The following is a 24,689-nucleotide window of genomic DNA, read 5'->3' on the forward strand; positions in this document are numbered from 1 at the left end:
GACCCATGGCCGTCGACCTCGCCCCCGATCCAGCTGTCGCCGACGTCGCCCGGCGCACCACGACGTTCATCCGCGAGGCGGTGATTCCTGTCGAGGAGGCACAACACGGCGTCGCGCGGTCGGAGGACGTCCGCAGGACGCTGCAGCAGGCCGCGAAGGAGGCCGGTGTCTTCGCCCCGCACGTCGCGCGGGAGTACGGCGGGCTCGGGCTCGACATGCGCGGCCGGGCCGCCGTGTTCGAGGAGGCCGGCTACTCCCTGCTCGGACCGCTCGCGCTGAACATCGCGGCGCCCGACGAGGGAAACATGCACATGCTTGAGGCCATCGCCACTGACGAGCAGAAGGAACGTTACCTGCGGCCACTCGCCGCGGGCGAGGTCCGCTCGTGCTTCGCGATGACCGAGCCCGCCCCGGGCGCGGGCTCGGACCCGAGCGCCCTCACCACGCGTGCGACGCGTACGGCTGACGGATGGCGTATCGACGGCCACAAGTGGTTCATCACCGGCGCTGACGGGGCGGGCTTCGCGATCTGCATGGCCAGGACCTCCGGGCAACCGGGCGAAGCGGGCGGCGCGACGATGTTCCTGGTCGACGGCGACAACCCCGGCATGAAGACGGTCCGGCACATCGACACCCTCGACGAGAGCCTGTACGGAGGTCACGTCGAGCTGGTCTTCGACGACTGCGTGGTGGGGGAGGACGCGATACTCGGCGAGGTCGACGAGGGCTTCCGCTACGCCCAGGTCAGGCTCGGCCCGGCCCGCATGACGCACTGCATGCGCTGGCTGGGCATCGCGCGACGGGCGCAGGACATCGCGGTGGCGCGGGCCGCGGAGCGGCGGCTGTTCGGGTCGCGGCTGGGCGAGCTCGGCATGGTCCAGCAGATGATCGCCGACAACGAGATCGACATCGCCGCGTCCCGTGGCCTCATCCTGCGGGCGTGCTGGGAGCTCGATCAAGGCGACAGCGCGGCACAGTCCACCGCTGTCGCCAAGACCTTCTGCGCGGAGGCGATCTGGCGCGTCGTCGATCGTGCCGTGCAGATCTGCGGCGCACTCGGCGTTTCCGGCGACGTTCTGCTGAGCCGCTACCTGCGGGAGGTGCGCCCCTTCAGGATCTATGACGGGTCCTCGGAGACCCACCGCTGGGCCATCGCCAGGCGCGTCCTTCGCCGCCACGACGCGGCGGCGGCGCGATGACCGGCGTGACGTGGAAGTGGCGCGATGCCCGGCATGACGTGCGGTGCGATGACCGGAGTGGCGTGGAGGCGGCGCGATGACGGACACTGACCGGTCCGCGCTCGATGGCCTGGATCTTCCCGCGCTCGAAAGGTTCTTCGCCGAGCGCGTGCCCGGCTTCGCCGGTCGCCTCACCGCCGAGTTGCTCCATGGCGGGCGGTCGAACCTGACGTACCTGCTCGGCGACGGCCGGCACAAGTGGGTGCTGCGCCGTCCGCCGCTGGGCGGGCTCACACCGTCGGCACACGACATGGGCCGCGAGTACCGGGTCGTCGAGGCCCTTGCCGACAGCCAGGTCCCGGTCGCACGCGCGGTCGCCCTGGCCGGCGCCGAGGTGCTGGGCGTGCCCTTCTCCGTGGTCGAGCACATCGAAGGGGCCGTGATCCGGACCACGGACCAGTTGCTCACGCTGTCCAAGGGCGATATCGCCCGATGCGCGGACAGCCTGATCGAGGTGCTGGCCCGCTTGCACGCGGTCGATGCCGATGCCGTCGGGCTGGGGACGTTCGGCCGTCCCCACGGTTACCTCGCCAGGCAGGTGCGGCGCTGGCACGACCAGTGGCAACGGGTCCGGACCCGCCCCCTGGCCGACATCGAGCGCCTGCACGCGTGGCTGGCCGAGGCGTGCCCCGAGGAGAGCGGCGCCTCGATCGTCCACGGCGACTATCGCATCGACAACGCCATCCTCGACCGGCACGACCCCGCCCAGGTACGGGCGGTGGTGGACTGGGAGATGGCCACGCTCGGCGACCCGCTGGCCGACCTGGGACTGCACCTTGTGTACGCGGATCCGGCGTTCGCCCCCGTCATCGGCGGCTCAGCGGCGTCCACCAGCGACCGCTTGCCCCCGCCGGCCGAACTCGCCCAGCGATACGCCACGATCAGTGGCCGCGACCTCGGCCGGCTCGACTTCTATCTCGGTCTCGGCTACTTCAAGATCGCAGTGATCGCGGAAGGGATCCACGCCCGCTTCCAGCGGGGCATGACGCGGGGATCGGGGTTCGAATCCGTCGGTCAGGCGGTCGCGCCGCTGGCCGCCGCCGGTCTGCATGCCCTGGCGAAGCCCGCCTGAAGGAGTAAGGAATGCCGGGCCAGTACCTCAGGGGTACGAAGGTCGCCGCGCAGCGCCCAGACCGCGGTGAGTTGCGGGTTCTTGGTGGGAGCCGGTTCGGTGACCTCTGGTTGGCGGACTTGCCGCCCACGCCGTGGACGATCAGCCGCGAGCCGGCACGAGCGAGCGCGGGCGTACGGACGAACACCCGGCTGGTGCCACGACCAGCGCGACCGCGTAGCGGATTGCTGGCTTGGTCTGCATGCGGCCACTATCAGCGGCCACCGCGTGAGCCGCATGAGTAGGCGCTACTCAGACGGATCCGGCCGCTGACGTCCCGGCTGGTGGCTCGAGCATGGGCACGAGGAACCGCCGGGCCACCGCGGCCAGTTCGTCGTCGTCATCCAGGTCGATGATGGCACTGGGGATCGTCAGGAAAGAGGTGGAGATCCGCACCATCATCTCGGCCACAAGATCGACGTCAAGCCTGCTCGACACGTTGCCCGCGCGTTGCTCGCTGCGGAGCTGACCGGCGACGAAATGCCGTACGGTGGCGAGGGTCTGACCCCCGTCGGCCGTCATGGAGGGGACTAGCAGGTCCGGTTCCGTAGCGATGAGTCCGCCGATCAGCGGGTTGCCGCGAATTGCTCGCAATGAGGTTACGAAGCCCAGTACCACCCTGTCGGCAGCGGTGCCGGCCTGTTCTATGTCGATGAGGAACTGGTCGAAATAGCGGCGGAACTCCCGGCGCACCACGTGTTCGATCAGCGTGTCCTTGGTGTCGAACCGGCGGTACACCGTGATCCGCGACACCTTCGCCAGCCGGGCGACGTCCTCCATGGTGGAGCGCCTGATGCCCATCCGGCAGAACTGCTCGTACGCCGCGTCGAGGATGCGCGCCCGTAGCTCGTCGCTGTCGTCGACGCGCTCGACGGCATCGACATAGGCGCGCTCCAGCAGCGAATCCGAGTCCGACGGCGCCATGAATCCGGACAGCACAGATTCCACGATCACCTCCTAGAGGAATTCTGCCTCAAACGTGGTCTTGTGATGCTCGTCACACTGTGCTCTGATGATGATACACAGACTCATGACTTGTTTCTCCGTATCAACCATTTCTCGCATGCCCTGAGCAGAACCCCCACCTCGAAGGAGTGCGGAGCATGGCAGAGTTGAGCAGGCGCGAGGTACTGATGTCGGGCACCGCGTTGGGGGCGCTCGGCGCGTTAGGAATGGTCTCCCCGGCCCAGGCGGACTCCCTGTCCGGCGACTGGGGCTGGCCGGCCAGTGGTTCGATCGCGGGTTCCGGCAGCGGCGCCGACCCCCGATGGGTGTGGGACGACGTGGCCGATCCGCTCCTCGCCTCCCTGCTCGACCGCGGTGTCATACCCGAGGTCAACCGGCTGCTGGACGGCTGGAACCGCAACGACCAGCCCCTGCCCGCGGGGCTGCCGGAGGATCTGCGGGCCTTCATCGAGCAGGCACGTCAGCTGCCATCGTGGGCCGACCCGGCCAAGCTGGACGCCGCGGGGCGCTTCCACGCGCTCAAGGGGAACTACATCGTCGTCCTCACCATTGTCGGCGCCGGGATGCTGGCCACCGCCATCCCCAAGGAGGCACGCGCTGTCTATTACTCCGCGGGCGGCGCGGATCTGAAAGACCGGATCGCCAAGACGAACATCCTGGCGTACGCGGTCAGACCCCAGAACGCCTGGAGTGCCGGAGGCACGGCCGTGGTCGAGGCCGTGAAGACCCGGCTGGTGCACGCGGCGGTGCGGCACCTGCTGAAGTCGTCTCCCCACTGGTCCGGCCCTATCCCGATCAGCCAGGAGGACATGCTCGTCACGTGGCACACCCTGGCGACCTACTCCATGCGCGGGATGCGGGAGTGGCAGGTGCGCATCTCCTCCACTGAGGCCGCGGCGTACCTGCATTCGGTACAGATGCTGGGGCACATGCTCGGCATCAGGGACGAGTTCCTCCCCGCCACCTGGGACTCCTCCTACACCCAGTCGGATCTGGTCCTGCCCAGGAACATGGGGCCGACCTCGGAGGGGGTGGAACTCAACGCCATCCTGCGGGGCATGCTCGCGGAGCTGACCAGCCCCGGCGGCCTCGACAAGCCGCTCGTCAACGCGTTCTCCAGGTACCTCACCGGCGACCAGGTGGCCGACTGGAACGGCATCCCGCGCGAGCCGCTGTGGGACCCGGCGGTCAAGACCGCTTGGCCGCTACTGGTGCGGTTCCGGGAGGGTCTGATCGGGCTGCCGCTGGTGCCCGCCGCCGCCTGGCTCCTCGACGAGATGGTCAAGAAGTGGACCACGTACTACCTCACCAAGGGGGCACAAACCAAGATCGTGATTCCGACGGGCAACCGGCCCAGCTGATCACGGTCCGGCAAGGAGATCCCAACTCCTGGGTCACACCCGCATGACGGCATAGCCCGTTGCGTTGAGAGGCGCACCTTCGGTACACCATCGGCCCCCGGCGACTGGGTTGTCGCCGGGGAATTTCTTTTGCCTGATCCCTTGACCTGGACCCCCGGGAGGGGAGAGTTTGGTCAGAATCGGATTTACGAGTCATTTACGAACCTAGTTCGTAAAGGGGTGTCGTGGCGATTGTGATCGGAGTGGTGACCCACTCGATGCACGGGGAGTTGTTCCGGGAAGCCGCGAACACGCTCGGTGGGGTCGACCTGGAGTGGGTCAGCTACGACCACGAGGACGAGATCCGCGCCAAGGTCGCCGAGTTCCTGAGCACGACCCGGCTCGACGGCTTCCTGGCCGGCCCGGTCCCGTACACGGCCAGCCGCGAACTCCTCCCACCCGGCCTGCCGGTCGGCGTGATCCGCTCGTCGGCGCTCGACCTGACCCTCGCGCTCTACCGCGCCCAGGAGCGTGGGTGGGGCCGCACCCCGGTCAGCATCGACACCTTTCCCGCCGAGGCGGTCGAGGCGGTCGCCCTCGCGCTCGAGCTCGACGCCGACGCCATCGACTGCCTGCCGTACGCCCCCACGCAATCCGTGGAGGACATCGTCGAGTTCCACCGTTCCGCGTACCACCGGTTCGGCGAGCGCAGCTATGTGATCAGCGTCCGCGCCGCCGTCCGCGAGCGACTGTCCGGCGAGATCCCGATCATGAGCGGGATGCCGGTGCCGGCGACGATCCGGACCGAGCTGCACGAGCTCGCGCTCCGGATCGAGTCCGAGCGAGCCAGCGCACAACGCTTCGCCGCCGGAGTCTTCCTGATCTCGCATTCGCAGGACGAGGAACGGGCCCGGATCGGCCTGATGAACCTGTTGCTCAACACCCCCGAGTTCGCCGGCGCGTGGATCGAGGACCGTGGCCGGCGCGGTGTCGTCGTCTTCGCCCACAAGGCTCTGTTCGAGCGCATCACCCGCAACTGGGTCGCCGTACCCGCGCTCGCCGAGGCGGCCGCGGCGCTCGGTGCGCAGGTCTCGGCCGGGTTCGGCGTCGGCGCGTCCGCCCGCGGCTGTGTGGCCCTGGCCGAACAAGCGGCCGCCCGGGCCGAGCGGGAGAGCGAGCCATGCGGCTACCTGATCGAGGACAGCGGCGTGATCATCGGCCCGATGGGTCCGGTCCGGGCGGCGCTCAGCTACTCCTACCGCGAACACGGCGACGACGTCGAACAGCTCGCGAAGTCCGTCGGCCTCAGTGCCGCGACCGTCTCCCGCCTGGCGGCACTGGAGCACGAACTGGAAGGTCGCGCGATCTCGCCCGGTGAGCTCGCCGACCATCTCGGCATCACGGATCAGAGCGGCCGCCGGCTGATCCGCACACTTGACGCTGGGGGCCTGGTGAGCGTCGAAGGCACAGCTCAGCGCCATCCGAAAGGACGCCCGACGCGTCTGTACCGGCTACGCATCGCCCAAGCGTTACTGCGCTCACCGCGTTGAAGGGACAACCATGGAGCTCAACCGCCGCCAGATCCTGAAGTACGCGGGTCTCGGGCTGGCCCTGCCCGCCGCATCGCCCCTGCTGACCGCCTGCTCCAACGACAAGTCCGCGGGCTCCGGCGACGGCAGCGTGAAGTTCGAGGGCTGGGACTACGAGGCCGCACTCGTCCAGCAGAACCTCGACAACTTCACCAAGACCAGCAAAATCAAGGTCAACTACACCCCGATCACGAGTGCGCAGTACGTTCAGAAAGTAGTCGCCGAGTTCACCGGCGGCGGCGGCCCGGACGCCCTGTACGTGTACGACGATTCCCTCGCGGGCTGGGTCGAGGGAGACTACCTGCAGCCGCTCGACGGCATGCCCGGCGTCGACGAAGTGTACGGCGCGATCTACCCGGGCAACGCGTCCGCGATGACCTACCAGGGCAAGCGCTACGGCCTGCCGTACTACACCGACTCCAACTGCCTGACCTACAACGCCGACATCCTCGCCAAGGCCGGGATCACGAAACCCCCTGCCAGCCTGGAGGAGCTGGAGGCGCAGGCGGTCAAGATCAAGAACGCCGGCCTCCTGAAATACCCGATCGGCGTACCGGCGCAACTGTCCGACACCTGGTGGTCCTGGGTGTGGGCGCTGGTCTTCGGCAGCGGCGGCAACATGTTCGACGACCAGCAGGCGCCGATCATGAACACCACCGACACCGTGGTGAAGGACGTCTTCGCCTGGCTGCAGCAGGCGGCGAACAAGTCGAAGGTGATCGACCCGGCCTGCCTGCAACTGCTGCCGGTCCCGATCGACAACGCGATGAAGGCGAACCGGTACGCGTACACGATCGGCGCGCGGTACGCCAGCCGCGACTACAACGACGCGACCAAGTCCAAGGCCGCGGGCAAGATCCGGATGGCGCTGATACCGAGCCTCGACGGTCAGGTGCACGGGACGGTCAGCAACACCCGGCTCTATGCGCTGGCCAAGGACACCGAGGTGAAGGACAACGCGTTCAAGCTGCTCACCTACCTGGGCGGACTCGACGCGAACAAGCAGCCTTACACCGCGAAGTTCTGGTTCCTGCAGCGTGGTCTCGGATTCGCCTACCGGTCGATGGCGACCGACCCGGAGATCACCGCGTCGCTGAAGAAGTTCGCCGACCCGGCGATCTACGCCCACCTGGGCGAGATCGCCAAGCCGCGCAACGTGCTCGGCATGCCGTGGTACACCGAGTTCGAAACCGAGATGCACAAGGTCGTGCAGGGCGTGCTGAGCAACCAGACGCAGCCGTCCGCGGCGGTGGCGAGCTTGGCGCAGTCCGCTGCCACGCTGAAGAAGAAGTACAGCTGAGGATGGCCGTCCAAGCCGAACGCCGGCCGCTGGGCGACAACGCCAAGGCCTGGGCGCTGAACGCGCCGGCCATGATCGTGATCGCCCTGCTGGTCGCCTACCCGATCGCGTACTCGTTCTGGGTCAGCCTGCAACGCAACAACCTGAAGCGCCCGCGCGCGAAGAGCTTCATCGGCTTCGACAACTACCAGGCCCTGCTCAGCGATCAGGCTTTCCTGTCCGCGCTGAAGGTGTCCGCCCTGTTCGTCCTCGTGGTGCTCGGGCTGACCGTCGTACTCGCGCTGATCCTGGCGCTGGTGCTGAACGAGCGGTTCCGCGGCCGCGGTCTGTTGCTCAGCCTGGCCTTGTTGCCTTGGGCGATGCCGGGGGTGGTGAACGGCCTGATGTGGCGGACCATCTTCGACGCGAAGACCGGCGCCCTGAACGGTCTGCTGACGCAGCTCGGGCTGATCGACGACTATCACGCCTGGCTGACGTCCGGGACCGGCGCGTTCCTGTTCACCGCGCTGGCCCAGGTGTGGAACACGCTCCCGTTCTCGGTCATCATTCTGCTCGCCGGATTGTCGACAATCCCTTCGGAGTTGTACGACGCCGCCACCGTCGACCGAGCGGGTGCGGTGCAGCGGTTCGTCCAGGTGACGTTGCCGTGGTTGCTGCACCCCCTGCTGATCGTGCTGATCCTCGAGACGATGAACGCGTTCCGTGCCTTCGACACCATCTACGTACTGACTGGTGGCGGACCGGGTGACGCGACCACCACCATCGCCCTGCTCGACGTGCAGACCGTCCTGACCTTCACCGACTTCGGCCTGGGCAGCGCCTACGCCTGGGTGATCACCGCGATCACCCTGTTGATCTCGGTCTGCTACATCGGCCTGCTCTACCGGAAGGGGGACTTCGAGGTATGAGCACCGTGGTGAAGGTTCCCCTGCGCTACCGAATCCCCTGGAAGAAGATCGTCCTGTACGTGCTGGCGGTCGTGTTCGCGCTGTATCTGGTGTTGCCGTTCTACTGGATCGTCGCGATGAGCTTCATGCACGAGGTGGATGCGATCTCCGTTCCGCCGCACTGGATTCCGGCCCGCCCGACGTTGGAGAACTATCTCGGTTTCATCCATCCGAGTGAGGCCCAGCAACTCGTCGGCGGCCGGGCGATCGACGAGACGCCGTACTCCTTGCGCAACAGCCTGATCGTCGCCACCTCGACGGCGATCCTGAATCTCGCGCTGGCCACGTTCGCGGCGTACTCGTTCTCGCGGCTGAAGTTCCGTGGCAGTCAGGCGCTGCTCATGCTCTACCTGCTCACCCGGATGGTGCCGGGGATCGCGATCATCATCCCGTTCTACCTGCTGATGCGGACGCTCGGACTGCTGGACACCTACCTGGCGCTGATCCTTTCGTACACGACGTTCGCGCTGCCGATCACGATCTGGATCCTGAAGGACTTCTTCCGCTCGGTGCCGCGCGAGCTGGAGGAGGCGGCCCGGGTGGATCGGTGCGGCTGGTTCCGGACCATGTGGTCGGTGTTCCTGCCGGTCGCGGCGCCGGGGCTGGTCGCGGCCGCGGTGTTCGCGTTCATGACCGCGTGGAACGAGTTCATGTTCGCGTTGTTCCTGACCAGCACGAAGGCGGCGAAGACGATCCCGGTGGTGGCGGCGAACTTCGCCACCGACTTCAACACCCAGTTCACCGTGATGGCCGCGGCCGGCGTGCTCGCGGTCGTCCCACCCCTGGCACTGGCCCTGCTCTTCCAGCGCAAGCTGGTCCAGGGCATGGCCGCCGGATCCGTGAAGGGCTGACAGATGGCAGAGGTTCGACTCGAAGGCGTCAGCAAGTCGTTCGGCGGCAAGACGGTGGTGAAGGACCTGAATCTGACCATCGAGGATCAGGAGTTCCTCACCCTGGTCGGCCCGTCCGGTTGTGGAAAGTCGACGACCCTGCGCATGATCTGCGGCCTGGAACGGGCCTCCGAGGGCAACATCTTCTTCGACGGCAAGCCGGTCAGCTGGCTGCCGGCCAACAAGCGCGACGTCGCGATGGTGTTCCAGAGCTACGCGCTCTACCCGCACAAGACGGTCCGGCAGAACATCGGGTTCGCGCTGAAGATGATGCGGGTGCCCAAGGCGACGATCGACGAGCAGGTGCTGCGGGCGGCCCGGACGCTGGACATCGAGGACCTGCTGGATCGCAAGCCGCGCGAGCTGTCCGGTGGTCAACGGCAACGGGTCGCGCTCGGCCGCGCGATCGTACGGGACGCCGGCGCGTATCTGCTCGACGAGCCGCTGTCCAACCTGGACGCGCAGCTCCGGGTGCTGATGCGCGCGGAGATCAAGCGGCTGCACGTGGATGTCGCCCGGACGTTCATCTACGTCACCCACGACCAGGTCGAGGCGATGACGATGTCGGACCGGATCGCGGTGATGCGCGACGGCGTCGTCCAGCAGTGCGCGACGCCGGGGGAGATCTACGAACGGCCCGCGAACCGGTTCGTCGCGTCGTTCATGGGCTCGCCGCCCATGAACTTCGTCACCGGTGAACTGGCCGACGTCGACGGCGTCCGCACCTTCCGCAGCGGCGCGTTGAGTCAGGAGCTGGGCCGGTACGACGTTTCGCCGGACGACCCGGCCGTCGTCCTGGGCGTCCGGCCGGAGGACGTGACGTTGTCGCCGACCCCGATCGCGGGCTATCAGCCCGGGAAGGTGTTCGTGTCCGAGCCGCTCGGTCCGGACGTGCTCGTCACGGTCCGGATCGACGGCGAGCTGCTGAAGGCCCGCGTCCCGGTGCCGTTCCGGCTGGGTCATGACAGCACGGTGTACGTCGGCTTCAACCAGAACCGCCTGCATTTGTTCAAGGCCTCCGACGGCACCGCGCTGCACGCCCCTCATCGAGAGGAACACTCTTGAGAGACCCCGAGAACGCGATCGTCGAGGTCGAGTTGCCGGCCGACTTCGACGACTTCTGGGCGGCCGGCCTGGCGGACTGCGCGTCGTACCCGCTGGACCCGGTCCTCACCGAGATGCCATCGCTGTCCACGGACAAGGTGATCGTCTACGATCTGCGCTACACCAGCTATGGCGGTCTGCGGATCGCGGGCTGGTACACCGTCCCGCGCGATCGGCCGGCCCCGCACCCGGCGTTGGTGACGATCCCCGGCTACATCTCCGAGCCGACGATCCCGAAGGAATGGTCCGAGCTCGGGTACGCCGCGCTCGCGGTCGCGCCGCGCGGAAAGCTGCGCTCGAACGACGTGTTCAACCCGGGCTACCCGGGCTTGCTGACGCACAACATCATCGACCACAACACCTACGGGTATCGCGGGTTCTACCTCGACGTGGTGCGGGCGGTCGAGGTATTGCTCGATCGTCCGGAAGTCGATGATCTGCGGATCGGACTGCAGGGGTCGAGTCAGGGCGGTGGCCTCGGGATCTCGACGGCCGCGCTCCTGCCGGACGTGATCCGGTGCGTGGCGGCGGGAGCGCCGTACCTGTGCGGGATCATGACCGCGCCGACACTGACCCGGTCGTATCCGTACGAGGAGATCAACGAGTACTTGCGGATGCACCCGAAGGACGTCGACCGGGTGCGGGAGACGGTCGCGTACTACGACGGGCTCAACTTCGCGCCGAAGGTGCGGGCGCCGACGCTGCTGTACCTGGGGCTCGAGGACGACGTGTGCCCGCCGGAGACCGGATTCGCGCTGCGGCGGGTGCTGACCTGTGAGACCACCCTGCACGCCTACCCGCACTGCGCGCACCACGCCGGGCTGCCGGGCGTGCTGCGGATCGTGGCGGACTTCCTCGCCGAACACCTCACGCCGGGACGGTGAACCCATGGACTTCGACAGCTACTGGTCCGCCGTCGACGATGAGTTGGCCGCGATCTCCGCTCGGCCCGGGCTCGACCTGGTGCCGGCGCGGACGACGGACGAGGCGACCAGCTACACCGTGCGGCTCACCAGCACCGGCCCGTACCGCGTCTTCGGTCATCTCAGCATCCCGTCCGGTGACGGGCCGTTCCCCGCGCTCCTGCGGACGCCGCGCCACGGGAGCGTCAACCTCGTGCCGCACCCGAACGATCGCAGCCGGTACGTCGTGTTCGCCCTGACGCACCGTGGTCAGCGGCTGGCCGACGAAGGGTTCTCGGCGGCGTACCCGGGATTGCTGACGATGGGCATCGACGACCCGGCGTCGTACATCTATCGCGGGATCGCGGCGGACTGCCTGCGGGCCGCGGAGTTCCTGATGAGCTTGGCGGAGGTCGATCCGGCGCGGGTGGCCGTGAGCGGGGACGATCTGGCGCTGCTGACGGCCGCGCGGCGGCCCGGGTTCAGCGCGGTCCTGCTCTCGGAGTTGCTGTTCTACCGGGCGGCAGAGGCACGGCTGAAGTCGAGCCGCTATCCGCTCGAGGAGCTCAACGATCACCTCCGTGCCGGCTCGTCGGCGCGGATCATTGACAGAACTCTTGCCTACTTCGACCCGGTCCGGCACGCGTCCGCGGTGACCGCTCGGACGTTGCTCGCCGTCGACGATCCTGACTGGTGTGCCGCGCTGATCGGGGCCTTGCCTGCCGCGAGTGTCTACAAGCTGACCCACCTCGACGGCACCGACAACGACTTCCTGGATGCCTGGCTGGCCGAACTCTCCGGCGTACCACCGATGTCGAGATTCCTCGTATGACCAATCCGTTCGGGGTCCGGCCGGTCATCAACGCCTCCGCGACACTCACCGCACTGGGCGGCTCGCTGATGCCGCCGTCGGCGCTGAAGGCGATGACGGAGGGGGCGGCCCACTTCGTCGACCTGCCCGAACTCCACGACCGCGTCGGTGAGCGCCTGGCCGTGCTCACCCGCAACGAGGCGGCCTGCGTGACGTCCGGTGCCGCGGCGGCGATCACCCTCACGGTCGCGTCGTGTGTCGGTGAGCCCGCGCAGGCGTTCCCGGCCGAGGCCGAGGTGGTCATGTTCACCGGCCAGCGCAACGGCTACGACTACGCGGCCCGCCTGACCGGCGCCCGCATCATAGAAGTCGGTCCGTCGATCGAGGGGCTCCGAGCCGCCCTGGTACGACGCCCCGCCTGCGTCCTGTGGTTCGCCGGCGCCCACTACGCGGCGGATGCTCTGCCGATAGAGGACGTGATCCGAGTCGCCCGGGAACTCGCCTGCACCCCGGGCCTCACAGGTCCACCGGCTGTGCCGGTGATCGTGGATGCGGCGGCCCAGATTCCACCCGTCTCCTCGCTGTGGAGATTCACCAGGGAGCTCGGCGCGGATGCCGTGATCTTCAGCGGTGGGAAAGGGCTGCGCGGACCGCAGTCCAGTGGGCTGGTGCTGGGGAAGCGGTGGATCGTCGACAGGTGCCGGGCGCACGCGTCGCCGAATCAGCAGATCGGGCGCGGGATGAAGGTCGGGAAGGAAGAGCTGCTCGGGCTGTACGCCGCGGTCGAGTGGACGCTGGAGCAGGACGAGGAGGCACTGCTCGCGAGCTATGAACAGATTGTCGACCGGTGGATCGTCGGCTTGCGCGGAGTGCCGGGTGTCGTCGCCGAGCGAGGCTACCCGAGTGAGGCGGGCCAGCCGCACGGGCGAGCGGTCGTCCGATTGCTGACCACCAGCGGCTGGACCCGGGACGGGTTGGTGCGGGCTTTGTGGGAGGGAGACCCGCGGATCGCGGTCGGTGTGTTCGGCGTACCCGACGACGCGATCGCGCTGAACCCGCAGACGATCGAGCCGGGGGAAGACCTGGTGGTTCTCGATGCACTGGTTCGGCACCTGAGCTCTGGAGATGGCGAAAGAGCCGGACCGTAACAGCGCGCGACGACGTCGGCAGAGGATCTCGTCAGAGGATGTCGTAGGTCAGGTGCGTCGCGGTCGATGTCGGGGTCACGCTCCGCCGCACCAGCGTGCGCGGCGCCGCACCGGTGAACAGCGGGGTCCCGGCGCCCAGGACGACGGGCGCGAGGTGCAGCGTCAGCGCGTCGACCAGCCCGGCGTCGATGGCCGAGCCGATGGTGGCGCCGCCGCCCATCAGGACGACGTCGAGGTCCTGGCCGCGCTGTGCCGATGCCGCTTCGGCGCGCCTGCGGGCGGCGGCGACGGCGTCGGGCAGGCCGGTGGTGACGAAGGTCCAGTCGAGGTCGGTAAGCCGTACCGACCGCGGTGGTGAGTCGGTCACGACGACGAACGCGGGCTTGCCGACTTCGCGAGCGCCGTAGCCGGAGTCGTCGTTCCAGCCTTTCGGCCCGTCGATCACGTCGAAGAGCCGCCGGCCGAGGATGACGGCGCCGGAGCGGGTGGTCGCCTCGCGCAGGATCCGGCGGTCGTCGGGGTCGTCGGAGAACGCCCAGGTGTGCAGGGCCTCGCCGCCGACGCCCAGGCCGTTGTCCGGGTCGGGGTCGGGCCCGGTGACGAAACCGTCGAGGGAGAGCGAGATGTCAGCGATGATGCGGGTCATGCCTGCTCCTTGGGGCCGGTCGAGCCGAAGGTGCCGCCCGTGTCGTTGATGTGGCCGTCGAGTGAGGTGATGATCGAGTGGATGGGCTCATGCATGGTCATGATGGGTGCCTGCCTGAGGGCGTGTGACGCGCAGTCGTGCGTCGGTGACGTTGTCGAAGCGTGCGTCTCCTCCACGGATCAGGACGAAGTGCCGCTGTACGTCGGCGCGGTAGGCCAACATGGGGCCGGACGGCGCGAGGTCGTCCCCGGTGAGTTGCTTGCCCGGGGGGAGGCGGGCGTTGAGCATGGTCAGCGCCGCGGCCGGATCGTCGGCGGGGTCGGCGCTCGCCTCGAGGTAGAGTGCCTCGGCGCCGCCTATGGGCGCGTGGGAGTCGAAGACCGTGATGGCCACGGCCGGGCGTTCGGCGATGTTACGGGAATGCCTGCTGTCCGGTGCCGATACCCAGAAGAGCCGGTCCTCATCGCGGGCGGCGAAGAAGACGGGTGTGGCCCACGGCCGCCCTTGGCGATCGGCGGTGGCAAGGACGAGGTAGCGGCTGTCGGCGAGCAGCCGGGGAACCAGTTCCCACATGCCGGTCACTGGTCTCGGATGGTGGTGGCCGCCAGACGCAGCACGGCCGGGCCGTGGATCGTGGACGGTACGGTGAACTTCACCAGGCCGTCGCTCGGCACCGTGATCTCGTCGCCGGGCAGGGATGTCCGTTCGTCGATGGCGTACCAGCCGGCTGTGTAGGCGCCGGCCGACAACTCGGCGGTGAACACCTCGCTGGTCCCGTCCGGCCGCAGGATGAGGTACTCCTTGCCGGGGTGTGCGAGCGCGTAGCCGGTGGAGGTGAGGTCGCCGCGAGGGGGCATGCCCATGAGGTCGATCCGCTCGGCGTAGCGCCGGGTATCGCCCATCGCCTGGCGGGCCGGTTCGAAGGCGTCCTGTGACGACGGGACACCGTCGATGAGGCCGTAGTCCATCAAGATCGGGTTGTGGCCGCGCAGGAACGCCTTCCACACCCAGAGGGCGTCGCCCTGGCCAGGGGCGAAGTGGTCGGTGTCGCTGAGCAGGACCTTGCGGCCGTCGGCGGGCGGCGGGTCGTCCAGCCATCGCGACGGTGTGCCGCCCGGGGCGGACGGGTGACCGCCCTCGCGGTAGATCTCGTCGTCGTAGCCAGGCGAGATCCAGTCGGCGGGCCCGTCGAACAGGGGCGCGTTGACCAGCGTCTGGTCGGCCACCGGGAACTGCATGGTCATGCCGATCGGGCGCGGGTCATATCCCTGCTGCCGCTGATACCGCCGAACGAACTCGATCACCCAGTACTGCCAGCCGGTCGAGTCGCCCCACTCGGTCTCCAGCGGTACACCGAGCGCGTCGGCCATCTCCGGGCTGACCGCGCCACCTCCGGATGATTCGTTGGAGACCTCGTACAGGACGTTAGGCAGGTCGTGCACGGTGTCGACGACCTGCTGGATGTAGGCCTCCTGCAACGCTTGTACAGCGGGGTCGAGCGGCAGGACCTGGTGGTCGAGGATCGAGGTGATCGCGATACCGTTGACGTTGTTGCCGGCGTGGAAGGGATGGCCCTCGACGTTGTCCGGCACCGGGCTGAGGTGCAGCGCCCAGCCGTCGAACAGCATCACGGCCACGTACATGCCGCGCTGGCCGGCGGCGGTGACCCGCTCGCGCAGCCGCTGGAAATAGGCCGGGTCGAACTGGGACAGGTCGAACTTCGCATCGCCGTCCTTGACCGTACCCTGTCCCGTGCGCGGCCATGGCTGCGGGCTCATGTTCAGGTGGTACGCGCCGCCGGCGGCCTGCGACTGGAACTGTTCCCAGCGCCACAGCCGGATGAAGTTGTGCCCGCGAGCGGCGAGGAAGTCCAGGTAGGCGCGGTAGTCCATCTTCTCGGGCTCGGCCGGCGCGGTCGCGCCGGGCCCCATGCCGTCGTGGAAGTTGTTCCAGATGTGCGAGCCGGTGAGATACACCGCCCGGTTGTCCGAACGTACGGTGAAGTAGCGCGGGTTGTCCGCGGATACTTCCAGCGGACCGGGCATCCGATTCCGATGTGTCGATATATCCGACATGATGTCTCTTTTCGAGTGGCTGTATCAGTGGTGGACCGGGTAGCGCAGGTGTGTCACGTCGCTCCCTGGTCGTCGAGTTCGGCTGTTCGCGGCAAGCCTGCCTTCGGCGGCTGAGCAGAACATCGGCCAGGTGGCCGAGCCTAGAACTCTCCGGTGGCCGATTGCCATGCTTCGATGGCAGACTGAGCGCTGCCATGACGTCCGCAACGCCCCCTGACCTGCCCGTCCAGCTCGCCACCTTCGTAGGCAGGCAGTCCGAGCTGGCCGCGGTGCGCGCGCTGCTGGACACCGGGCGGCTGGTGACGCTGACCGGCACCGGCGGCGTCGGCAAGACCCGGCTCGCCGCGCAGGTCGCCGCCGCCGAGGTCGCGCGCCGGCCGGACGGTGTCTGGTGGGTCGAGCTGGCGGCCGTCAGCGACCAGGCTCGGCTCGCCGAGCTGGTCGCGACGAGGCTCGGCGTGCTCGTCGAACCCCTCCAAGGCCCCGTACGGTCGATGACGGCGCAGTTGCGCGGCCGCCGCGCGCTGCTCTGCCTGGACAACTGCGAGCACGTCATCGACGGCGCCGCCGAGCTGACCGGCGCGCTGCTGTCGTCGTGCCCGGAGCTGTCGGTGCTGATCACCAGCCGCGAGCCGCTGGCCGTGCCGGGCGAGGTGGTCTGGCGGGTGCCACCGCTGGCCCCGGACGAGGCGTTGCGGCTGTTCGTCGAGCGGGGCCGTCAGGTGCGGCAGCTGTTCGGCCTGGACCAGGAGGGTGAGGCCGCCGCACGGGTGCTGTGCTCCCGGCTCGACGGCATCCCGCTCGCCATCGAGCTCGCGGCAGCATGGTTGGGCTCACTCACCCCGCAACAGATCGAGCGCGGCCTGGACGACCGGTTCGGCCTGCTCGTCCGCGGCCCGCGTGGCGTCGCCGCGCGCCAGCAGACCTTGGCGGCGTCCATCGCCTGGAGCCACGACCTGCTCGACGAGCCGGACCGTGCGGTGTTCCGCCGCCTCGCGGTGTTTCCTTCCGGGTTCGACCTGGACGCCGTACGGACGGTTTGCGCGGGCGGGGTGGTCGCTCGCGACGACGTCCTCGCCGGCATCGGCCGGCTGGTGGACAAGTCGCTGGTGGTCGCGGAGACCCGCGGCGGCGTGTCCCGCTTCCTGCTGCTGGAGACCATCCGCGACTACGCCGCCGATCGGCTGCGTGAGGCCGGGGAGATCCACCTCGTCCGCGACCGCCATCTCGGCCACTTCCTGGCCTTCAGTGCCGGCGGGCCCGAGCGGGCCGCCAATCTCGACGCCTGGCGCGCCCGGCTCGAGGGTGAGTACGACAACCTGCGCGCCGCCCTGGAATGGGGGCTGGCCGCCACCGATCCCGACAGGGGACGCCGCCTCGCCGCCGAGCTGTCGTGGTTGTGGCATTTGCATCGGCACGGGCACGAGGGCATCGCGTTCCTGCGCCGCGCCATCGACCGCGTGCCGACGGACCGATCGCTGCTGCAGGCGCGGCTGCTCACCGGGTTAGCGCTGGTCGCGGACACCACGAGCCCGCTGGACATGGAATACGACGTGGCACGGCAGGCGCTCGAACTGGCCACCGCCCACGGTGACGAGAGCCTGCGCGGCCAGTGCCTTTCCCTGGCGGCGGTCGGCCGGTTCTACACCGACTTCACCGCCGCCTGGGACCTGACCGTCGAGGCGATCCGCTCCGCCGACCTCGCGGGCGACCAGTTGTTCAAGCATTCTCAGCTGGCGCTGCAGGGCATGATCAGACAGCTGCAGGACCGGCACGACGAGGCCCGCCCGCTGCTGGAGGCGGCACTCGACGGCCTGCGCCACCGTCACCGCGGGATAGCGTCGACCACGCTGGCGTACCTGTCGAGCGGAGCGCTCGCGAGCGGCCGGCCGGCCGAGGCCCGCCGCCTGGCCGAGCAGTCGCTCGAACTCGCCGAGCCGCTCGGCGACTACCTGCGCGTCGGTATGGCACGCGGTGCCCTGGCCGCGGCGCACACCGCGTCCGGAGACGTGAGCGCGGCGCTGGAGGCGATGCGGCCCCTGCTCCTGCTCATGGAGAACGCCGAAGCAGCCGTCTTCGTGCCCGGCATGGGGGCGGCACTCGCACAAGTGCTGATGGCCGGCGGCGATCTCGATGGGGCGCTGCGCTGGTTCGAGCACGATGTGCGCCAGGCCGAGCACGTCGCGCCGACCTACCTCGCGGCGCAGGTGCACGCCGGCTACGCAGAGGCCCTACGGCGCGCCGGCCGGTACGAAGACGCCCGCGGCGAGCTCGACCGAGCGGCGGCCATCGCCGGCGAACTCGGCATGCCACGCGTTCTCGCGGACGTGCTGCAGCAACAGGCCCTTCTCACCGGTGACCCCGACCTGCATCACGAGGCGCTGACCATTCGCGTCGCCCACGGACTGCGCACGTTCTGGGTGGACAGCCTGGACGCGATCGCCGCCTGGCTGGCCCCGCCGAACGCGGTGCGGACGCTGGCCGCGAGCACCACGGCACGCGCGGCCCTGGGATATCCACGGCGCGTGGCCGAACGACGTGAGTACGACGAACTGCTCGCCCGGCTCAGGCAGACGCTCGGTGAACAGTTCGCGACGGCATGGGCGGCGGGCGCCGAGCTGTCCCTCGACGACGCGGTCGCTTACGTCCGCCGTAGCCGGGGTACCCGCGACCGGCCGGCCGCCGGTTGGGACAGCCTCACCCCGACCGAGCTGAGCGTGGCACGGCTGGCCGCCACCGGCCTCAACAACCCGCAGATCGGAGCACGACTCTTCATGAGCCGAAGCACCGTCAAGACCCACCTCTCCCATATCTACGCCAAGCTCGGTGTCGCCAACCGCACCGAACTCGCCGGAGTGGCGTCATTCACCGACGATCGGGATTCGGGAGGCGGCCGAAACACGCCAGAAAGGGCCACGGGGCTCAACGCCACGGGCGGAGTGATCTAGCGTGAGAGCACCGCCGCGTCGATGTGGAAGCGGGCCGAGCTGCTGTGCTTCAAAAGGATTGCCGGCACCGCCCACTAGGTGGTGGCGGGCCTCGCCAGTCCGTCATGGAAGGCGATGACCGCCGCCTCGGTGCGGCTGGCCGCGCCCAGTTTCGTCAGGATATGGGAGACGTGCACGCCGGCGGTACTCGGTGAGATGTGCAGCCGGGCGGCGATCTGCCGGTTGCTCAGACCCTCGGCGATCAACCGGAGCACGTCACGCTCGCGCTCGGTGAGCCCGTCCTGGGCTGGTCGGGGCCGCCCGAGCAGGGCGATCTCCCGAGCAAGCGGCGCGGCGCCCAGGTCTTCGGCCAGTTGCGCGGCTTCCCTGAGGCGGGCCGTTGCGCCGGGCCGGTCACCCGCGGCCAGTGCGGCTCGCGCGCCGTGGAACAGGCTCAGCGCCAGCTCGTACGGCTGGCCCAGTTCCCGCCAGGCAGCCGCCACGGGGTCCCAGCCCTCGTCCTCGATCAGCGCGTGCAGCATGATCTGCCAGGCCCGGTCGAGCGGCCCGTCCACGCCGAGCGCCGCATCAGCCGCGGCGAGTTCGGCCTGCCGTGCCGCGACCCGCTGCCGTAGGTCCTCACCGGTGCCCTGGGCGAGCCGTACGCGCTGCGCCAGGGCGCCGGCGACCAGGACCGGCCGGGCGTCGCTGCTGTAGATCCGGAAGAGCGCCGGATCGGCCAGCGCCCGGCTCAGGAGCAGATCGGCACGCACAAGGTCGCCCTGGGCGACGGCGAGCAGGCAGAGCAGCTGATGGCGGGGGAACAGGGTTCCGCTGTCGGCGTGCTCCACGCCGGCCGCCGCGTCGGCCGCCGCGGCCAGGTCCCCGCGCAGCAGCGACAGGTAGCCGGCCAGGGCGCGCACAGCCTGCCGCGACAGCGGTGGCGGATCCTCCCGCAGGCTCTCGGCCAGCACGGCGGCCGCCTCGTCCCACCGCCCGGCGAGGATCAGGCCGCGCCCGGCGTAGCGAGCGAGCTCCGCGCCACGGCTGCGGCCCAGTCCGTACCGGCGGGCGTGGCGGATGCCGCCACAGGCCGCCTCGATGGCGCGCCGCTGGTCGCCGGCCTTGGTGTGCAACGTGGCCTCGTACATCGGGACGGTCATGAACAGGTCGTGGCTGTCGAGCCGTTCGGCGAGCGTACGGGCCTGCGCCAGCATCCCGAGGTCGCCCGTCATGGACCCGACGCCCAGCAGTCCGCGGACGGTGACCATGGGATCGCCAGTGCGCCGGCCGATGCCGAGCGCCTCCTCGAACGGCTCGCGAGCCTTGTCCACCTCCGGCAGCAGGCCCATGGCCAGCACCCCGAGCAGCCGCCCCCGCTGGAGACTGTGGGGGTCGGCAGGGAGCAGGCTCAGTGCTCGTTGCCAGTCGCGAACGCCGGTCGCGTTCAGCCGGTGCCGCAGCCTGCCCCGATGCTCCAGCAGCTGGGCGGCCCGCTCGGGCTCACGCCGCTCATCCACCGCGGCCAGCCCGGCGGTGGCGTAGTCGATACCGCGGGCGTAGTCGCCGCTGAGCATGCACGCCTCGGCCGCGCCGGTCAGGACGTCGATCCTGTCGGCGCCCAGCCGTGCCTCCGGGTCCCACAGTTCGAGGACCTGGTCGAGCATGCGGACCTGCTCCTCGTAGGCGTAGGACCCGCGTGCCTGGCCCGCGGCCAGGTAAGCGGCGGACAGGGCCAGCTCGCGATCCCCGGCGGCGTAGGCGTGCGCGGCCAGTTCCGCGTGGGCGCCCCAGTCGCTCAGGGCCGCGGCGTAGCGCGCGTGCAGGCGCGCCCGCTCGCCGGGCAGCAGATCCTCATACACCGCCTGCCGGATCAGGGCATGGCGAAAGTCGTATCCGTCGCCTGCCGTGACGAGCAGGCCGCGATCGACCAGTTCCCGCAGCAGGACGTCCAGCTCGGCTCCGTCCTGCCCGGCCACCCGCGCCAGCAGCCGGTGGCCGATCCGGCCGCCCGCCACCGAAGCGATGCGCAACAGCTCGCGAGCCGGGCCCGGCAGCGACCGCGGGCCATACAGCAGCAGGTCGCGCAGGCTGTCCGGGGTCCGCTCACCGGCACGGGCGAGCGCCTCGACGAACAGCGGATTGCCGTCGCTGCGTTCGTGCACGCGGTGTACGGTGGCCGCGTCCGGCTCCGCGCCGAGGATCGCGGCCAGCTGGCGGCCCACCTCCTGCCGATCCAGGCGATCCAGCCGCAGCGTGGTGGTGCGCGGGCGGCGGGAGACCTCGGACAGCAGCGGCCCGAGCAGTCCGTCGCCGTGCCCCGGCAGCCGGTAGGTGATCACCAGGAGCACGCCGGCCTGCGCCAGGTTCCTGGCCAGGAAACCGAGCAGCTCGCGGGTAGCGGCGTCCGCCCAGTGCAGGTCCTCGATCGAGACGACGACCGGCCGATCCGCGGCCACCCGCTCGACCAGCGTCAGGACCTCCTCGTACAGCCGGTGTCTACCGCCTTCCGCGTCACCCGCCTCGCCGAGCTCGGGGAACCAGCGGGCGATCTGGCGGTAGGGCCCTGGCAGGACGCCTTCGACCCGGATCAGCCTGCGCAGCACTGTCACGAACGGCGCGTACGGCAGGCCGTCACTGCCCAGTTCCGCGCAGGCGCCCTCGACCACCCGTACCTCCGGACCCAGGGACCGCGCGAACTCGGCGAGCAGCCGCGACTTGCCGATCCCGGCCTCCCCGGCCACCAGCGCCACCGCCGGCCCTTGCTCCACAGCCATGTCGAAGGCCGCCGCCAGCGCCGACAACTCCTCGCCCCGGCCGACGAACACCGGACTGACCACGCGCTCCGCCACCACGGCGCCAGCATATAAATACACAGATCACCCGATGCGTCATGTGTGTTTATCCGGCCACGCTCGAAGCATGACAGCCACCTACCCGCTGCGAACCATCGGCGCCCATGAGCTCGACTCGTGGGCTCGCATGGTCACCACGACCTACGGCCAGGACTGGTACGAGGGCGGCCTCAGGAACGCCGCCTCTTCCATCGAGCCCGAACGCACGATCGCCGCCTACGACGGGGAGGAGATCGTCGGCGGCGCGTCGATCTACGGCCGCATCATGACGATCCCCGGCGCGGCCACACCTGTCGCCGGCGTCACGCTGGTCGCGGTCCTGCCCACGCACCGGCGGCGCGGCATCCTCACCGCGATGATGCGCAAGCAGCTCACCGACCTGCATGAATCGGGTGGCGAGCCGATCGCCGCGCTCAACGCCGCCGAGGCCACCATCTACGGCCGCTTCGGGTACGGCGTCGCCAGCCATGTGGCCGAGATCCAGGCGGACAAAAGGTTCATGGCCCTGCGGCCCGGCACCGACTTCGGCGACGGAACGATCCGCCTGCTCGACGGTCAGAAGGCGCGGCCGCTGCTGGAGAAGATCTACGACACCGCCCGCCGTACGGCAGTCGGCTGGGTCGACCGCACGGAGAAGTTCTGGCAGGCCCGGCTGGCCGACGGCGAGCGCGTTCGCGACGGTGGGACAGCACTGCGCTACGCCGTCCACCTGGAGCCCGGCGGCGAGGCCAGCGGCTACGCCTTCTACCGCTCCAAGCCGGGATTGGCGCACGTCATCGAGGTCGCGGCCACCACCAGGCAGTCGTACGCCGCCCTGTGGCGCTTCCTCATCGACCTCGACGCTCACACCCACCTCAGCTACGACGGCGCCATCGACGAGCCGCTGAAGCACCTGCTGACCGACCCGCGTGCGACCCGCGCCACCGTGATCGACAACCTCTGGGTCCGCCTGGCGGACGTCGACCGGGCGCTGGCGGGACGCCGCTACTCGACCCCGCTGGACCTGGTTCTGGAGGTCCAGGACACGTTCTGCCCGTGGAACGCGGGACGCTACCACCTGGGGGCCGACGGCGAGTCCGTCACCTGCGAACGCACCCGAGCCCGGGCCGACCTGCGGCTGACCTCCGCCGAACTGGGTGCGGCCTACTTGGGCGGCACCACCCTGTCGTCCCTGGCGGCCGTCGGCCGAGTCGAGGAACTGCGCGGCGGCGCGGTCACCGCCGCCTCCCTCGCCTTCCGTGGCGAACGCGAGCCGTTCCATCCCTCGGGCTGGGCCTTCCCGGCCTTCTGATGCGCAGACAACCATGAAGCTTCCCACCGACACCGCAACACCAGCCTCACCGGGATGTGGCCGACCTCAACGACCTGCGAACCGTCCACGGATTATGAGTCGGCTCGATAGGTGTCACCGGCCGGCGCATGACGCGCTAGCCGTAGAGCATGCCCGGACCGGCGGTGAGGATGCTCTTGTCGGAGGCGGGCCTGTTGACGCCGCTGGTGCGGCATGTTGTGATCCACACATGCGTATTTCGTACTTATTTAGTAGGAAATAAGGTGGCTATGAGGTTCCTCCAGCGTGCCGCCGCAGCTGTCATGCTCCTGGTGAGCGCGGCGGGCATCCAGGTCGTGCAGAGTGGACCGGCGCAGGCGGCTCTGCCCACCGCCGCCGTCGCGCTCGGCGACAGCTTCGTCAGCGGGGAGGGCGCGGGGGACTACCAGCCCGTCGTCGACGCCTCCGGTACGGCACAGGCCTTCCCCGGCTGGTCGGCGCCCAACAGCAACGCCTACTTCTGTCACCGGTCGGCGAACGCCTCGGTGTTCACGGCGTCGCTCCCGGGCATTCAGCAACGTTTCAACCTCGCGTGCTCCGGCGCCCAGCCCGCCGACATCGCCACCCCCTCAAGCGCCCGGGCCGAGGGCCGCGCCGTCGCCTCGCAACTCGATCAGCTGCGCGCCCTCGCCCAGACGCACGACATCGACGTCGTCCTCGTCGGCCTCGGCTCCAACAACAGCTACTTCACCTTCGGCGACGTGGCCACGCTGTGCGCCAACCGCTTCATCGCCGACGCCTGGACAGGCTGGTGGGAGTTCTGGGCCTATCTGAAGGGCGAGGTGCCGCAGAGACCCTGCACTGCCTCGGACCTGGCCACCGACACCGAGGTCGCCGCCGCCACCACCGAGACCACCGTGGGCCTGCGCCAGATCCTCGACACCCTCGACCAGATCGACGCCGACGGCACCCACCAGGTGATTCTGCAGACCTACACCAACCCGCTGCCGCCCGACATCGCTCCGGAATACTACGACGAGGACGGCCGCACCGACACCCGCGACAAGTTCCGCGCGCTCGGCGCCGAGCGCTACGCCGCCGGGTGCCCGATCCACCGTGCGAGCCTCGCCCCCGGGCACGTGTTCTCCGAGAACCTCGGCTCCCTGGTCGAGAACGCGTATGCCACGCTGGCAGCCGAACGCCCGGCGGCCGACCTGCGCGTACTGGACGTCCAGAGGGCTTTCGACGGGGCCAGGCTCTGCGAGAACCCCGACAGCCCGGCGGGTGCGCTGGCGACGCCGGTCCGGGTACAGGACGGGCCGTCCGGCACGTTCATCACCAGCCTGTCCGGCTGGGACAAGATCGGCATCCAGCGGGCGGCGAACACCTGCGTCACCTACTTCCAGACCTGCCAGGAGTCGTGGCACCCCAACGCCGCGGGCCAGACGGTCCTCGGCCAGTGCCTGACCGGCGCTTCCGCCGCGGCGCCCCGCACGATCGTCACGTGCGCCCGTAACGCGGACGGCACGCTCACCATCTCCTGACGTCTCCTCAGCTTCGCGTCCGGCTG

General features: G+C 69.4%; 19 protein-coding genes. 14 read left to right on the top strand and 5 right to left on the bottom strand.

What is annotated here, in order from left to right; genetic code table 11:
* Positions 1 to 5 precede the first annotated feature (5 nt).
* Together AB0C30_RS56185 and AB0C30_RS56190 are read left to right on the top strand one after the other, a co-directional pair.
* Positions 6 to 1,199, top strand: a complete 1,194-nt coding sequence (locus AB0C30_RS56185) for an acyl-CoA dehydrogenase family protein (RefSeq protein WP_357960770.1) — start codon at positions 6 to 8, stop codon at positions 1,197 to 1,199.
* A gap of 76 nt (positions 1,200 to 1,275) precedes the next feature.
* Positions 1,276 to 2,310, top strand: a complete 1,035-nt coding sequence (locus AB0C30_RS56190) for a phosphotransferase family protein (protein WP_357960772.1) — start codon at positions 1,276 to 1,278, stop codon at positions 2,308 to 2,310.
* 291 nt (positions 2,311 to 2,601) lie between these two features.
* Here AB0C30_RS56190 and AB0C30_RS56195 read toward each other — a convergent pair whose 3' ends face one another.
* Positions 2,602 to 3,273 (bottom strand): helix-turn-helix domain-containing protein, encoded by a 672-nt coding sequence (locus tag AB0C30_RS56195; protein WP_357960835.1) that lies wholly within the window; start codon positions 3,271 to 3,273, stop codon positions 2,602 to 2,604.
* A 179-nt stretch (positions 3,274 to 3,452) separates the two neighbouring features.
* Here AB0C30_RS56195 and AB0C30_RS56200 point away from each other — a divergent pair, with 179 nt between their 5' ends.
* From AB0C30_RS56200 to AB0C30_RS56240, 9 genes are all read left to right on the top strand, one after another.
* A complete protein-coding gene (locus AB0C30_RS56200; RefSeq protein WP_357960775.1) occupies positions 3,453 to 4,676 on the top strand; it encodes an oxygenase MpaB family protein in 1,224 nt (407 codons plus the stop codon).
* Between the two features lie 224 nt (positions 4,677 to 4,900).
* Positions 4,901 to 6,205, top strand: coding sequence for a hypothetical protein (locus AB0C30_RS56205; RefSeq protein WP_357960778.1), 1,305 nt, complete (start codon positions 4,901 to 4,903; stop codon positions 6,203 to 6,205).
* A gap of 10 nt (positions 6,206 to 6,215) precedes the next feature.
* The gene (locus AB0C30_RS56210; protein ID WP_357960781.1) at positions 6,216 to 7,544 is read left to right on the top strand and encodes an extracellular solute-binding protein; all 1,329 of its coding nucleotides are present in this window, start codon (positions 6,216 to 6,218) and stop codon (positions 7,542 to 7,544) included.
* Between the two features lie 2 nt (positions 7,545 to 7,546).
* Complete coding sequence (locus AB0C30_RS56215) at positions 7,547 to 8,452, top strand: sugar ABC transporter permease (RefSeq protein ID WP_357960784.1); 906 nt, start codon at positions 7,547 to 7,549, stop codon at positions 8,450 to 8,452.
* A complete protein-coding gene (locus AB0C30_RS56220; RefSeq protein ID WP_357960787.1) occupies positions 8,449 to 9,342 on the top strand; it encodes a carbohydrate ABC transporter permease in 894 nt (297 codons plus the stop codon). The genes AB0C30_RS56215 and AB0C30_RS56220 overlap by 4 nt, the downstream gene beginning before the upstream one ends.
* A 3-nt stretch (positions 9,343 to 9,345) precedes the next feature.
* Positions 9,346 to 10,446, top strand: a complete 1,101-nt coding sequence (locus AB0C30_RS56225; RefSeq protein WP_357960790.1) for an ABC transporter ATP-binding protein — start codon at positions 9,346 to 9,348, stop codon at positions 10,444 to 10,446.
* Positions 10,443 to 11,369 carry an acetylxylan esterase gene (locus tag AB0C30_RS56230; RefSeq protein WP_357960792.1) on the top strand — a complete coding sequence of 309 codons (927 nt, stop codon included), beginning with the start codon at positions 10,443 to 10,445 and terminating at the stop codon, positions 11,367 to 11,369. Before AB0C30_RS56225 ends, AB0C30_RS56230 begins: the two co-directional genes overlap by 4 nt.
* Positions 11,370 to 11,373: 4 nt before the next feature.
* Positions 11,374 to 12,219 carry an acetylxylan esterase gene (locus AB0C30_RS56235; RefSeq protein WP_357960796.1) on the top strand — a complete coding sequence of 282 codons (846 nt, stop codon included), beginning with the start codon at positions 11,374 to 11,376 and terminating at the stop codon, positions 12,217 to 12,219.
* Positions 12,216 to 13,346 (top strand): hypothetical protein, encoded by a 1,131-nt coding sequence (locus AB0C30_RS56240; RefSeq protein WP_357960799.1) that lies wholly within the window; start codon positions 12,216 to 12,218, stop codon positions 13,344 to 13,346. The genes AB0C30_RS56235 and AB0C30_RS56240 overlap by 4 nt, the downstream gene beginning before the upstream one ends.
* Positions 13,347 to 13,377: 31 nt before the next feature.
* On the opposite strand, the gene AB0C30_RS56245 is transcribed toward AB0C30_RS56240, so the two are convergent.
* The 3 genes from AB0C30_RS56245 to AB0C30_RS56255 form a co-directional block, all read right to left on the bottom strand.
* The gene (locus AB0C30_RS56245) at positions 13,378 to 13,992 is read right to left on the bottom strand and encodes a dihydrofolate reductase family protein (protein WP_357960802.1); all 615 of its coding nucleotides are present in this window, start codon (positions 13,990 to 13,992) and stop codon (positions 13,378 to 13,380) included.
* Between the two features lie 87 nt (positions 13,993 to 14,079).
* Complete coding sequence (locus tag AB0C30_RS56250; protein WP_357960838.1) at positions 14,080 to 14,565, bottom strand: pyridoxamine 5'-phosphate oxidase family protein; 486 nt, start codon at positions 14,563 to 14,565, stop codon at positions 14,080 to 14,082.
* A gap of 5 nt (positions 14,566 to 14,570) precedes the next feature.
* Entirely contained in the window at positions 14,571 to 16,037 is a 1,467-nt protein-coding gene (locus AB0C30_RS56255) for a hypothetical protein (RefSeq protein ID WP_357960805.1), read from the bottom strand.
* 224 nt (positions 16,038 to 16,261) lie between these two features.
* On the opposite strand from AB0C30_RS56255, the gene AB0C30_RS56260 reads away from it, so the two are divergent.
* Entirely contained in the window at positions 16,262 to 19,015 is a 2,754-nt protein-coding gene (locus AB0C30_RS56260) for a LuxR C-terminal-related transcriptional regulator (RefSeq protein WP_357960807.1), read from the top strand.
* 74 nt (positions 19,016 to 19,089) lie between these two features.
* Here AB0C30_RS56260 and AB0C30_RS56265 read toward each other — a convergent pair whose 3' ends face one another.
* Positions 19,090 to 21,849, bottom strand: a complete 2,760-nt coding sequence (locus AB0C30_RS56265) for an AAA family ATPase (RefSeq protein WP_357960810.1) — start codon at positions 21,847 to 21,849, stop codon at positions 19,090 to 19,092.
* Between the two features lie 67 nt (positions 21,850 to 21,916).
* On the opposite strand from AB0C30_RS56265, the gene AB0C30_RS56270 reads away from it, so the two are divergent.
* On the top strand, positions 21,917 to 23,140 hold the full coding sequence (locus AB0C30_RS56270) for a GNAT family N-acetyltransferase (protein ID WP_357960813.1): 1,224 nt from the start codon (positions 21,917 to 21,919) through the stop codon (positions 23,138 to 23,140).
* Positions 23,141 to 23,409: 269 nt separating this feature from the next.
* Positions 23,410 to 24,663 (top strand): hypothetical protein, encoded by a 1,254-nt coding sequence (locus AB0C30_RS56275; RefSeq protein ID WP_357960816.1) that lies wholly within the window; start codon positions 23,410 to 23,412, stop codon positions 24,661 to 24,663.
* The last annotated feature ends 26 nt before the right edge of the window (positions 24,664 to 24,689 follow it).

The organism is Nonomuraea sp. NPDC048901, from assembly GCF_040649695.1.
Taxonomy (GTDB): Bacteria; Actinomycetota; Actinomycetes; order Streptosporangiales; family Streptosporangiaceae; genus Nonomuraea.